Annotated in this window: 8 protein-coding genes; 6 read left to right on the forward strand and 2 right to left on the reverse strand. The window is 68.7% G+C overall.

The window, feature by feature from the left end:
• Nucleotides 1–72: 72 nt before the first annotated feature.
• The gene (locus tag ACSZL9_RS04920) at nt 73–1,257 is read right to left on the reverse strand and encodes a transcriptional regulator (protein ID WP_446664356.1); all 1,185 of its coding nucleotides are present in this window, start codon (nt 1,255–1,257) and stop codon (nt 73–75) included.
• 107 nt (nt 1,258–1,364) lie between these two features.
• On the opposite strand from ACSZL9_RS04920, the gene ACSZL9_RS04925 reads away from it, so the two are divergent.
• A complete protein-coding gene (locus tag ACSZL9_RS04925; RefSeq protein WP_446664357.1) occupies nt 1,365–3,209 on the forward strand; it encodes an NAD(P)-binding domain-containing protein in 1,845 nt (614 codons plus the stop codon).
• Nucleotides 3,210–3,236: 27 nt separating this feature from the next.
• On the opposite strand, the gene ACSZL9_RS04930 is transcribed toward ACSZL9_RS04925, so the two are convergent.
• Nucleotides 3,237–3,824 (reverse strand): T6SS immunity protein Tdi1 domain-containing protein, encoded by a 588-nt coding sequence (locus ACSZL9_RS04930; RefSeq protein ID WP_446664358.1) that lies wholly within the window; start codon nt 3,822–3,824, stop codon nt 3,237–3,239.
• A 184-nt stretch (nt 3,825–4,008) separates the two neighbouring features.
• Here ACSZL9_RS04930 and ACSZL9_RS04935 point away from each other — a divergent pair, with 184 nt between their 5' ends.
• The 5 genes from ACSZL9_RS04935 to valS all read left to right on the forward strand — a co-directional run bounded on the left by ACSZL9_RS04935 (nt 4,009) and on the right by valS (nt 12,364).
• Entirely contained in the window at nt 4,009–4,572 is a 564-nt protein-coding gene (locus tag ACSZL9_RS04935) for a GNAT family N-acetyltransferase (RefSeq protein ID WP_446664359.1), read from the forward strand.
• A 155-nt stretch (nt 4,573–4,727) separates the two neighbouring features.
• On the forward strand, nt 4,728–6,632 hold the full coding sequence (locus ACSZL9_RS04940) for a lysophospholipid acyltransferase (protein WP_446664360.1): 1,905 nt from the start codon (nt 4,728–4,730) through the stop codon (nt 6,630–6,632).
• Nucleotides 6,629–8,140, forward strand: coding sequence for an HAD-IB family hydrolase (locus ACSZL9_RS04945; protein ID WP_446664361.1), 1,512 nt, complete (start codon nt 6,629–6,631; stop codon nt 8,138–8,140). Before ACSZL9_RS04940 ends, ACSZL9_RS04945 begins: the two co-directional genes overlap by 4 nt.
• Nucleotides 8,137–9,576 (forward strand): wax ester/triacylglycerol synthase domain-containing protein, encoded by a 1,440-nt coding sequence (locus ACSZL9_RS04950; RefSeq protein ID WP_446664362.1) that lies wholly within the window; start codon nt 8,137–8,139, stop codon nt 9,574–9,576. The genes ACSZL9_RS04945 and ACSZL9_RS04950 overlap by 4 nt, the downstream gene beginning before the upstream one ends.
• Before the next feature lie 136 nt (nt 9,577–9,712).
• A complete protein-coding gene (gene valS / locus ACSZL9_RS04955; RefSeq protein WP_446664363.1) occupies nt 9,713–12,364 on the forward strand; it encodes a valine--tRNA ligase in 2,652 nt (883 codons plus the stop codon).
• The last annotated feature ends 121 nt before the right edge of the window (nt 12,365–12,485 follow it).

Raw genomic sequence — 12,485 nt, forward strand, 5'->3', positions numbered from 1 at the left:
ATTCGGGCCGAATTCGGCCCGAATCGCCGGGCCTCTGGGTAATCCGGGGGCCTCTCGGCGAAGGGGTGGGGTTCAGTCGGTCACCGTCAGTTCGACACCGTCGGCGATGCGGTACGGGCTACTGTCGACGATCGCGCCGAGCGTCTTGCGCAGGCGCGACACCTCTGCCCGCGCGGCGACACTGTGCTCGCCGTCGCCGAATAGCGCCACGCTCAGGTCGTATGGCGTCATGCCCTCCCGACCGGCCGTCGCGAGCTGATCCAAGATCTGGGCATGCCGCTGCGACAACGCAACTCGCCACGGCTCGGCGTCGGCACGGACTTCGATGACCGGCTTGCGGCCGAGCTGCAGGTGCGCGGTGATCTGCCGGTCGTCCGCGGCCGGCCGGACCAGCCAGCCGAGGTCGAGCCGCTCCGGCATACACAATCCGAGTCCGGGCACGGCGATCGGCCGGTCGAGCTCGGGCACCGAGATCCGATCACGGACTGCCACGCCTGCACTGTGCGCGACCCAGCCGGCGTCATCGACCACCAGCGCGGGACCCCCGACCGCTGAGACGATCGGCTCGGCAGCCAGACGCAACCGCTCCAACGCCTCATCATGGTGCCGACGCAGCAACGACTCCGCGAGCAGCACTGCAGTCTCGACCAGCGCACCGATCGCCGGGTGCAGGGTGAGCGCCGGTCCGCTGATGTCGACGATGCCGAGCAACTCACCGGATCGCGGGTCGTGGATCGGGAAAGCCGTGCAATACCAAGGGTGTTGAGCCTGCTCAAAATGCTCACCGGAGAAGAGCTGGACCGGGCTCGCCTCCTGCAGCGCTGTGCCGATGGCGTTGGTGCCCACCTCATCCTCGGTCCACCGCGCGCCCTCGCTGAAGCCGAGCCGGTCGGCTGTGCGACGCACCTTCGTGTCGCCGCGGCGCCACAGGATGATGCCGTCACCGTTGGTCACGACCATCAGGAAGTGCGAGGCGTCGGCGACACTGGAAATCGCTCGAGCAAGGTCGTCGATGACAAGCCGGAGCGGAGACGTCCGCCGCAGTTGCTCAAGCTGCTCCGCGGAGAGCGGGTCGCGTGCGCCGAGTCGGTCGGGCACGAGACCGAAGCCGAGCACCCGCTGCCAGGAGCGGGACACGACGGGCCGCGGCTGCAGGGCGGCTCGGCCTCCGCCGATCACCGTGTCGTGCATCCGCATCAGCTCACGGGCGTAGCGGGCCAAGTCGGTGCCAGGTGAGATTGCGTTGTAGTCGGCCATCCGCACTCCTGCGTCAAACCTGAAGTTGCAACGTGTTGCAACGCTTCCGTCCAGGGTAGTCCGGGGAGTGTGCTGTGAGTCACAGTCGCTCACTGAAAGGACGCGCGATGACCGACACCATGGACCCGCCGAGCCGGACTACGGGGACCGCCGCACCCACGCCACGGCAACGCGCCGAGCAGTGGCTCACCGAATTCGACGACGCCCTGCGGACCCGCGAGATCGAGGCTGCCGTCGACCTCTTTGCGACGCAATGCTTCTGGCGTGATCTCGTGTCGTTCACCTGGAACATCCGCACGGTGGAGGGCCGGGACGGCATACGCGATCTGCTGCAGCACACGCTCGACCGCACCGACCCGACGGACTGGGAGTTCAGCGAGGAACCGACCGAGGCCGACGGGGTGATCGAGTGCTGGATCACCTTCGAGACCGCGGTCGGCCGCGGCAAGGGGCACCTTCGGCTCAAAGACGAGGACGGCGACCTGCGGGCTTGGACGCTGCTGACCAGCCTGCGCGAGCTCAAGGGCCACGAGGAGAACCAAGGCACCAGTCGCCCGCAGGGCGTCGAGCACGAGCTGTCCCGCGGCCGGAAGTCCTGGCTGGAGAAGAAGCAGGACGAGGAGTCGACACTCGGGCGCACCGAGCAGCCGTATGTCGTGGTGATCGGCGGCGGCCAGGGCGGGATCGCGCTCGGTGCGCGGCTGCGTCAGCTGCGCGTGCCGGCCGTTGTGCTCGACAACCACGACCGCCCGGGCGACCAGTGGCGTGGCCGCTACAAGTCCCTGTGCCTGCACGACCCGGTCTGGTACGACCACCTGCCCTACCTCCAATTCCCGCCGAACTGGCCGGTTTTCGCGCCGAAGGACAAGATCGGCGACTGGCTGGAGATGTATACGCGGGTGATGGAGGTGCCCTACTGGCCGAAATCACGAGTGACCGCTGCGACATACGACGAGGACAGCAAGACGTGGTCGGTCACGGTGGACCGCGACGGCGAGGAGCTGGTGCTGCACCCGGAGCAGCTGGTCTTTGCGACGGGTATGTCGGGCAAGCCCAACCTCCCGCACTTCGACGGGATGGATGTCTTCCAGGGCGAGCAGCAGCACTCCAGTCAGCACCCCGGCCCGGAGGCCTACACCGGCAAGAAGGTCGTGGTCATCGGCTCGAACAACTCCGCACACGACATCTGCGGAGCGCTGTGGGAGCACGACGCCGACGTGACGATGGTGCAACGGTCTTCCACGCACATCGTGAAGTCGGCGACGCTGATGGACATCGGCCTCGGCGACCTCTACTCCGAGCGCGCGCTGGCAGCCGGAGTGACCACCGACAAGGCGGACATGATCTTCGCCTCGCTCCCCTACCGGATCATGCACGAATTCCAGATCCCGCTCTACGAGCAAATGGCAGAGCGCGACAAGGACTTCTACGACCGGCTGGAAAAGGTTGGCTTCCAACACGATTGGGGAGATGACGGGTCCGGGTTGTTCATGAAGTATCTCCGCCGCGGCTCGGGCTACTACATCGACGTGGGCGCCGCCGAGTTGGTGTGCGACGGCAAGGTGAAGCTCGCGCACGGCAACGTCGACCACCTCACCGCGAACTCCGTGGTGCTGGAGGACGGCACCGAGCTGCCGGCCGATCTGGTCGTCTACGCGACCGGTTACGGCTCGATGAACGGCTGGGTCGCCGACATCATCGACCAGGAGACCGCGGACAAGGTCGGCAAGGTCTGGGGCCTTGGCTCCGACACGACCAAGGACCCGGGACCGTGGGAGGGCGAGCAGCGCAACATGTGGAAGCCGACCCAGCAGGAGGCGCTGTGGTTCCACGGCGGCAACCTGCACCAGTCACGGCACTACTCGCTCTACCTCGCGTTGCAGCTGAAGGCACGCTACGAGGGCATCCCGACACCGGTGTACGGGCTGCAGGAGGTCCACCACACGTCATAGCGGGTGCGCCGCAGGGCGCGGCGGCCCCTACTGCTGGTGCTGCGCGGCGATCTTCCGATGGATCTCGGTGACGTGCTCCGGGCCGTTCCCGCGCTGCAGGTTCTCCAGGTTGACCTGACCGCCCAGCGCGAGGATCGGCTCGAAGTAGTAGATCTCGTCCTGGGCAAGCTCACCCTTGGCCTCGCGGGCCGCCTTGTGCAGCTCGCGCAGGTCGGCCAGGTGTGAGGTCGACCCGGTGAGGTGCTCGGTGAAGAACGCCGTGCCGTCCTCGGCGACGACCGCGTTGTGCTGGAAGTGCGGGTCGAGGCACTGGATGCGGTCCTGGCCGCCGACCCGGTCGAAGTGGTAGACGTGCCCGAAGCTCGTCACGGCGAAGGGCACGCTGGTCACGCCCGAGCCGAACCACGTCTGCAACACCGGCATCCAGGTGCCCGGGTCGACGAGTGCGACACGTCCTCCGCCATACCAACCGAGGCCGTGGGCGCGCCAGAGTTCGATCAACGCCGCGGGAAGCTGCCCCTCGCCATACGTGATGAAGTCGGCGTCCGGGACACGGGCGCCGGCGTCCGACGGGAAGGTGTCGATGAACGGCTGCACCGTCAAGGTGTCGGGCATTACTCACTCCCCAGTGATCCGGTGTTCCTGATTCGTGACCTGACGTTAGCGCCCAACGGCGCGAACATGCGGTATTGCGTCCACGTGCCGTCGCTCACCCTCCCACGTCGTCGGTCCCGGTCGCCACGCTCGCCCCGGCGAATTCACGGTGCGGCGAGACGCCGCGTCGTCATACGTTCAGGGCATGACTGCGGCACCGAACAACCTGAGGTGGCCCACGCACGCGCCGGTGTATGGCGCCGTCCGGCTGCGGCAGTTCGAGGAGCGAGACCTGCCGATGATCCAGGACCTGTCGACCGATCCGTACGTCCCGACGATCGGCAGCCTGCCCGCCGACGCGACCGAAGACGAGGCACGGGCATACCTGGGCCGGCAGCGTGGCCGCCTCGCGGAGGGCACCGGCTTCGCCTTCTGCATCGCCGACCGCGCCACGGACACCGCTTTCGGCAACGCCGGACTGTGGATCCGGGACCTGCCAGCCGGCCGGGCCGGTGTCGGCTATTCGGTGGCGCCGCGCGTCCGGGGCCGAGGTGTCGCTGCCGATGCGCTCCGGGCGCTGGTCGGCTTCGGGTGGACGATCGACGGGCTGCACCGTCTCGAAGCACGGATCGAGCCGTGGAACACCGCATCGATCCGCACCGCCGAGGCTGCGGGCTTCGAGCGCGAGGGCCTGCTGCGCAGCCACGAGGAGATCGGCGGCCGACGCGTCGATCTGCTGATGTACTCCCTGCTCCGACCCACGCGATGACGACTGCCCCGCCCCACTCGATGACGACGTCACGGACCAGCGACCAATCGACTACCTGCGGGTAACATCTGGAAGGGACAGCCCGGCACCCCGACCCGCGCGCGAACCGGCGCACATCTGACAAGGTGGGGCGATCGTAGAAGGAGGCCACATCGATGAGTCGCGGAATGAGTCTCGGCTGGCGCGCACGCGATCTTGTCGGTCGAGCGCTGCCCATTGCTGCACCGCCGCAAGAGGCAGAGGAACTCCGCCACGACGCGTGGTTCGACGAGCGACTCGTCGAGGCCGCCGAGCACGAGGGGCGGCCGATCGAGCAGGTCCGCGCCGAAGCGTCGGAATACCTGCGCGAGATGGCAGCCAGTCACGGCGCGTTCACCACCAAGAACTGGAGCCGTGCCGGCGATTGGTTCCTGCGCGCGTATGACGTGCTGGTCGACGAGGACCAGATCGCGAAACTGAAGAAGCTGGACCGCAACAACAGCCTCGCGCTCGCCTTCAGCCACCGTTCCTACCTTGATGGCATGGCCGTGCCCAACGTGCTGCGTGCCCGCCGCTTCAGCCCCACCTTCACCTTCGGCGGCGCGAACCTCGACCTGCCGGTCCTGGGCCAGATCGTGGCCCGCAGCGGCCTCATCTTCATCCGGCGATCCACCGGTGACCTCCCGGTCTACCGCCTGACGCTGAAGTCCTACGTCCGCCAGCTGGTCAAGAACCACCGCAACCTCGCGTGGTCCATCGAAGGCGGCCGGACCCGCACCGGCAAACTGCGGCCGCCGGTGCACGGCATCCTGAAATACATCGTCGATGCCGTGGAGGGAGCGGCCGACGGCAACGGCGAGATCGACGCGCAGGTCGTGCCGGTCTCGATCGTCTACGACCAGTTGCACGAAGTCGCCGGTATGACGGCCGAGGCGACCGGCGATCGCAAGAAGCCCGAGAGCCTCGGCTTCGTGGTCCGGTTCGCCGCGCTGCAGCGAGCGCGCATGGGCCGTGCCTACCTGACCATCGGTGAGCCGTTCCCGTTGCGCGCCCGCCTGGAGTCACTGCACGCGGACGGCCTGACCACCCACCAGGCGGTCGAGCGGATCGCGCTCGACATCAGCCATCGGCTCAACCGCGCGACGCCGGTCACCGTGACCGCGATCGTCTGCCTGGCGCTGCTCGGCGAGGACCGGGCGCTCAACCTGGACGAAGTGCTGGACACGGTGCAACCGCTCGCGTCATACATCGACGCCCGGCAGTGGCCGGTTGCCGGCGCGGCCAACCTGCGGGACCGCTCGACGGTTCGGCGGGCTCTGCAGGACCTTGTCCGCAGCGGTGTTCTCACCGCCTACGACCGCGGCACCGAGCCGGTATGGCGCATCGGCCCCGACCAGCACCTGGTCGCCGCGTTCTACCGCAACACCGTCATCCACATCCTGGTCGACCGCGCCATCCTCGAGCTCGCGATGCTCACCGTCGCCGAACTCGACCCCGACACCGAGCTGCCCGAAGGCGGTCAGCTGCAGGTCGGCTGGGAGGAGGCCAAGCGGCTGCGTGACCTGTTGAAGTTCGAGTTCTTCTTCCCCGGCCGCGACCAGTTCGAGCAGGACCTTCGCTCCGAGCTGCGGATCACCGCCGGTGGCGAGCTCGACACGATCGACCCGGAGATGGCCTCTCACCTGCTGGCGACCTCCGAACCTCATGTGGCGCACTTGGTCCTGCGGCCCTTCCTGGACGCCTATCTGGTGCTGGCCGACCGGCTCGCCGAGCAGGGCGACGAAGCCGTTGACGAGGACAACCTGCTGCAGGAGACGCTTGCCGTCGGCAAGCAGTGGGCGCTGCAGCGACGGATCGCGTCGGCCGAGTCGGTGTCGCTCGAGCTCTACAAGACCGCGCTGGCGCTCGCCCGACACCGACAGTTGCTGGACGGCGGCGATGACGTATCGGCCCGGCGCGAGGCGTTCGCCGCCGAGATCGCCGACTCCGTGCGCCGCGTCGCGTTGATCGGCGAGCTGGCCGGGCATCGCTCCGCCGTCAACCTGCCCACGCACGCCGACCCGAGTGAGCTTCGTCGATGAGCACCCCGCCCAGTCCGCTGTCCCAGCCGGTCCGTGAAGCGATCGCGCGGATCGAGGCCGGCCCGCAGGGCCCGCAGGTCGGAGCGTTCTTCGACCTGGACGGCACGCTGGTCGCCGGTTACACCGGCACGACGTTCTTCGGTGAGCAGCTGCGCAAGCGTGAGATCACGCCGATCGACCTGCTGCGCAGCCTCGTCGACGTCGTCGACGGCGAGGTCCTCGGTGGCGACCCGACGAAGATCTCGCAGCGGTTCTTCGCATCGCTGCGCGGTCAGTCCGAGGATGCCTACGTCACCGCGGGCGAGCGCTTGTTCGTCCGGAAGATCGCCGGGACGATCCGGGCGGAGTCCCGCGCCTTGGTGCGAGCGCACCTGGCCGCGGGCCACACGGTGGCGGTCGCGTCGGCGGCGACGCCATACCAAATCGCCCCGATCGCAAGGGAACTCGGCATAGAGAACCTCGTCTGCACGCGCCTGGCCGTCGAGGACGGCGTCTTCACCGGCGAGACCGAGGGCCCGATGCTGTGGGGCCGGCACAAGGCGTCGGCGGTGCGTGCGTTCGCCAAACAACACGGGCTCGGCCTGGCGGAGTCCTACGCCTACGGCAACGGCTACGAGGACGTCGCCTTCCTCTCGTCGGTCGGCTTCCCCGTCGCGCTCAACCCGCACCGCGGCCTGCAGGCGGCTGCGGAGCGTCTCGGCTGGCCGATCCTCAACCTGCGCGATCCGGCCAAGGGTTCGCTCACCGCGGTCGCGCGCACGGCGGCCGCGCTCGGCGGGCTCAACGCCGCCGCGTCGACTGGTATGACGATCAGTCTGCTCAGCGGGGACCGCAGCCGTGGCCTCAACGCGGCGGCCGGGATGATCGGCGGCCTGCCGCTGGCACTGGCCGGCGTGTCCTTGAACGTCATCGGCGAGGAACGCCTGTGGTCGCACCGGCCGGCGGTGTTCGTCGCCAACCACCAGAGCTCGCTGGACCCGGTCGTCGTCGGCGCATTGCTCAAGCGGGACTTCACCGTGGTCGCGAAGAAAGAGGCCCGCTTCGACCCGCGCGCGCTCGCCGGCAGCCTGCTGCTGAACCCGGTCTACATCGACCGGTCCAACTCGGCGGAGGCGCGCGCCGCGCTGGACCCGGTGGTCGACCGGATCCGCTCCGGCACGTCGCTGATGATCTTCCCCGAGGGCACCCGGTCACCGACCGGCGCGCTCGGTCGGTTCAAGAAGGGCGCCTTCCACATGGCGATCCGGGCGGGCGTGCCCATCGTGCCCATCGTGCTGCGCAACACCGGTGAACTCCTCGGCAAGCACTCCCTCGTGTTGAAGCCGGGGACCGTCGACGTCGCCGTGCTGCCGCCGGAGACCGACTGGACGCTGAAGACGCTGGATCGTCGGATCACCAAGCTGCACAAGGCTTTTGAGGACACCCTCACGGACTGGCCTGGTCTCGATACGGCCTCCGCCGGCGCTCCGGGCGACTCGACCAGCGACCAGGGGCAGGAGGACGAATGACGACCGCCCAATTCGAAGACCGGACGGACCGCGAACGCTGGGCTGCCGCGGCCGCCTGGTCACACCGCCCGACGCTGGATCCGGTGGAGACCATCCTGTGGCGTTCCGAGCGCCACCCGGCGATGTCGGCCACCAACACCGTGGTGATCCTGCTCGACGAGGAGCCCGACTGGGACCGGTTCCACGCCGCCTACGACTGGGGCACGGCGCTGGTTCGGCGGCTCCGGCAGCGGGTGATGGACCCCGCAGTGCCGACGACCCAGCCGGCGTGGGTCGATGACGACGATTTCGATCTCGACCGCCACGTGCACCGACGCGACCTCGGCGGCAACGGCCGGCCGGCCGACGTCATACAGGCCGCCGAGGCGATCGCGCTGACCCCGATCGATCGCCGGCACCCGCTGTGGGACGCCACGCTCTTCGTCGGGCTGGTCGACGGGGCCGCCGCGTGTGTGCTGCGGATCCATCACACGATGGCGGACACCCCTGGCACCGTGCAGTTGCTGTCGATGCTGCTGTCGCGCACCCGCGAGCACACTCCCGACAAGCTGACCGCGCCGGCCGATGCGTCGCAACAGAGCGCACCGGCCGATCCGATCCGGCTGAGCGCCCTCGGCGGCATCGGCCGTCTGGCCGGCGCGCCTCGCCGTGCAATGTCGATCGCGGAGCGCGGGATCGCCGCCGTGCGTGATCCGCTGGGTGCGGTGGCCGAGAGCATGCGGTATGCCGCATCCGTCCGTCGCCTGACTGCAGCAGCACCGGCGCTGCCGTCGCCGCTCTTCGTCAACCGGCAGGGCACGGATTGGCAATTCCTCACGCTGACAACGCCACTCGCGGGTCTGACCGAGGCCGCACGCGGTGTGGGTGGGTCGCTCCAAGACGTGTTCATCGCGGCAGTCCTGGGCGGCCTGCGGCGCTACCACGAGGAGCACGGCACCGAAATCGAGGACCTGTCGGTGAGCGTCCGCGTGTCGTTGAACCGCATGGAGGACCCGAGCAGCGGCAACCGTTTCGCCGGTGCGATGATCGCCGCGCCGATCGGCATCGTCGACGCCACCGATCGCGTTGCTGCCGTTCGCGGTGAGCTGCTGTCGTTGCACACCGAGGAGGCGCTGGACGCGTTGCGCGCGACCGCGCCGGTGACCGGTCTCCTGCCCTCGCAGCTGCTCGTCGCGCTGCAACGCTCTGGGGCCGTCGCGGATGCGTCCGTCGCGGTGAATTCGGGGCCGACCCGCACGTCATACATGGCAGGCGCGCAGGTGACCGGCATGTTCGCGTTCGGCCCGTTGCCGGGCGTGGCGATCTCCGCGTCACTGCTCAGCTATGTCGACACTGCGTGCATCGCGGTCAACGTCGACGGGCGTGCGGTGCAGGACCTCGACGTGTTGCAGCGGTGCCTGCAGGAGGGCCTCGACGAGACCGTCGCCCCGGCCTGACTCCCGCGGAATTGGGGGCCGCGGGCGGCACACCGACGACATATCGACGGCACACCGACGACGTATCGACGACCTACCGACGCCATACCCGAAACCGATTCGTCACTCCGCGCGCGCGGATGGGATCATGTGCGGCATGACTGATTCCGCCCAGAGCAACACCCCACAGATCCCCGACAAGCCGACCGTGGACGGCTTGGAGGACAAGTGGGGCGCTGTATGGCGGGAGAACGACACCTACAAGTTCGACCGCGAGCGCGCACTGTCGCTGCCGCGCGACCAGGTGTTCTCGATCGACACTCCCCCGCCGACCGCCAGCGGCAGCCTGCACGTGGGCCACGTGTTCGGCTACACCCACACCGACGTCGTGGCACGCTACCAGCGGATGCAGGGCAAGGAAGTTTTCTACCCCCTCGGCTGGGACGACAACGGCCTGCCGACCGAGCGCCGCGTGCAGAACTACTACGGCGTGCGCGGCGACCACTCCGCGGCATACGACCCGGACTTCACCCCGCCGCTGCGCGGTGCCGAGGGCAAGTCGGTCAAGGCGGCCGACCAGGTGCCGATCAGTCGCGCCAACTTCATCCCGCTGTGTGAGGAGCTGACGACCGAGGACGAGGTGGCCTTCGAGTCGCTCTTCCGTCGGCTCGGGGTGTCCGTGGACTGGGCGCAGACCTACCGCACCATCGACGACCGCTCCCGCGCCGTGGCGCAGGAGGCGTTCCTGCACAACCTGGAGCGCGGCGAGGCCTACCAGGCGGAGGCGCCCGGCCTGTGGGACGTGACCTTCCAGTCCGCGGTCGCCCAGGCGGAGCTCGAGGCTCGCGACTACCCAGGCGCCTTCCATCGGGTGGCGTTCCACCACGGCGACGACAAGGTCTACATCGAGACCACCCGCCCCGAGTTGATCCCCGCGTGTGTCGCGCTGATCGCCCACCCGGACGACGAGCGCTACCAGTCGCTCTTCGGATCCACTGTGACCTCACCGCTTTTCGGTGTCGAGATCCCCGTGGTCGCACACCACCTGGCCGAGCCCGACAAGGGGGCCGGCATCGCGATGTGCTGCACCTTCGGTGACCTCACCGACGTCACCTGGTGGCGCGAGCTGCAGCTGCCGATGCGCTCGATCATCACGCGCAACGGCCGGTTGCAGGGCGAGACCCCGGCGTGGATCGCCGGCGGCCCCGGTGAGCAGCTGTATGCCGACGAGCTCGCCACGAAGACCGTCTTCTCGGCCCGCAAGGCGGTCGTGGAGGCGCTGATCGGGTCCGGCGACCTGGACGGTGAGCCCAAGCCGACCCAGCGCAAGGCGAACTTCTTCGAGAAGGGCGACAAACCGCTGGAGATCGTGACCAGCCGGCAGTGGTACCTCACCAACGGCGGCCGCGACGCAGACCTGCGCAAGGCACTGGTCGCGCGCGGCGAGCAGATCGATTTCCACCCGGCGTTCATGCGTAGCCGCTACACCAACTGGGTCGACGGACTCAACGGCGACTGGCTGATCAGCCGGCAGCGGTTCTTCGGTGTGCCCTTCCCGGTCTGGTATCCCCTCGACGCCGACGGCGAGCCCGACCACGAGCACCCGATCCCCGCTGCTGCCGACACGCTGCCGATCGACCCGGCGACCGACGTGCCGCCGGGCTACACGGCCGAACAACGTGGCGTGCCAGGCGGATTCATCGGCGACCCGGACATCATGGACACGTGGGCGACGTCCTCGCTGTCGCCGCAGATCGTCTCCGGTTGGCCGGTCGCGAGCAACGCCGGCGACCGCAACGACGACGAGCTCTTCGCCAAGATCTTCCCGATGGACATGCGTCCGCAGGGCCACGACATCATCCGCACCTGGCTCTTCGCGACCGTGGTGCGCAGCCACTTCGAGCACGACAACGTGCCGTGGACCGACGCGGCGATCAACGGCTGGATCCTCGACCCCGACCGCAAGAAGATGTCCAAGTCCAAGGGCAACGCCGTCACGCCGGAGGACGTGCTGACCCAGCACAGTGCCGACGCGGTGCGCTACTGGGCGGCCTCGGGACGCCTCGGCATGGACGCGGCATACGAAGAGAGCCAGATGAAGGTCGGCCGGCGCCTGGCGATGAAGCTGCTCAACGCGAGCAAGTTCGCGCTGAGCATGGCCGACAGCGAGCACGGCAAGGGTGACCTCGCCGCAGCGGTCACCGACCCGCTCGACCTGGCGATGCTCGCCGGCCTGCGCGACCTCGTCGAGCAGGCGACCAAGCACTTCGAGTCGTGGGACTACACCCGCAGCCTGGAGCTGACCGAGGCGTTCTTCTGGACCTTCTGCGACGACTACATCGAGCTGATCAAGGATCGCGCGTATGGCGGCCAGGGCGACGCTCCGGCCGCGAGCGCCCACGCGGCGTTGCGGATCGCGCTCGACGTCCAATTGCGTTTGTTCGCACCGTTCCTGCCCTACTCGACCGAGGAGGTCTGGTCGTGGTGGCACGAGGACACCGTGCACCGCGCGTCGTGGCCGACGCCCGAGGAGTGCGGGCCGACCAGCGGCAACCCGCAGGCATTGCACGTCGTGGGTGAGGCGCTGGCCGGCATACGCAAGGCGAAGTCCGACGCCAAGCTCGGCATGCGCGCCGAGGTGACCGCGCTGACGCTGGCGGCCCCGGCGGACCTGCAGGAGCTGGTCCGTGCGTCCGAGGGTGACCTGCGTGCGGCCGGGAAGGTCTCCGGATCGCTCGCCTACGCCGAGGGTGACTCCTTGGAGGTTCGGGACGCGCAGCTGGTGCCGCCGCCCCCGCGCAAGAAGTGACGGTGACGCGCGGGGCGGCTCGCCTCGACGCGATGTAGTCGTCGGGGTCGGGACTTCCTCGGGATGCCCGACGTAACGAAAGGGTTGCATTCACCCACACGACGGACCGCCGAGTCCTACG

Source organism: Flexivirga sp. B27 (genome assembly GCF_052905685.1).

Excerpts from the sequence above, each read along its gene's own strand:
- valS (WP_446664363.1), top strand. The coding sequence starts at position 9,713 with ATGACTGATTCCGCCCAGAGCAACACCCCACAGATCCCCGACAAGCCG.
- ACSZL9_RS04935 (WP_446664359.1), top strand. The coding sequence starts at position 4,009 with ATGACTGCGGCACCGAACAACCTGAGGTGGCCCACGCACGCGCCGGTG.
- ACSZL9_RS04925 (WP_446664357.1), top strand. The coding sequence starts at position 1,365 with ATGACCGACACCATGGACCCGCCGAGCCGGACTACGGGGACCGCCGCA.
- ACSZL9_RS04950 (WP_446664362.1), top strand. The coding sequence starts at position 8,137 with ATGACGACCGCCCAATTCGAAGACCGGACGGACCGCGAACGCTGGGCT.
- ACSZL9_RS04920 (WP_446664356.1), bottom strand. The coding sequence starts at position 1,257 with ATGGCCGACTACAACGCAATCTCACCTGGCACCGACTTGGCCCGCTAC.
- ACSZL9_RS04930 (WP_446664358.1), bottom strand. The coding sequence starts at position 3,824 with ATGCCCGACACCTTGACGGTGCAGCCGTTCATCGACACCTTCCCGTCG.
- ACSZL9_RS04945 (WP_446664361.1), top strand. The coding sequence starts at position 6,629 with ATGAGCACCCCGCCCAGTCCGCTGTCCCAGCCGGTCCGTGAAGCGATC.
- ACSZL9_RS04940 (WP_446664360.1), top strand. The coding sequence starts at position 4,728 with ATGAGTCGCGGAATGAGTCTCGGCTGGCGCGCACGCGATCTTGTCGGT.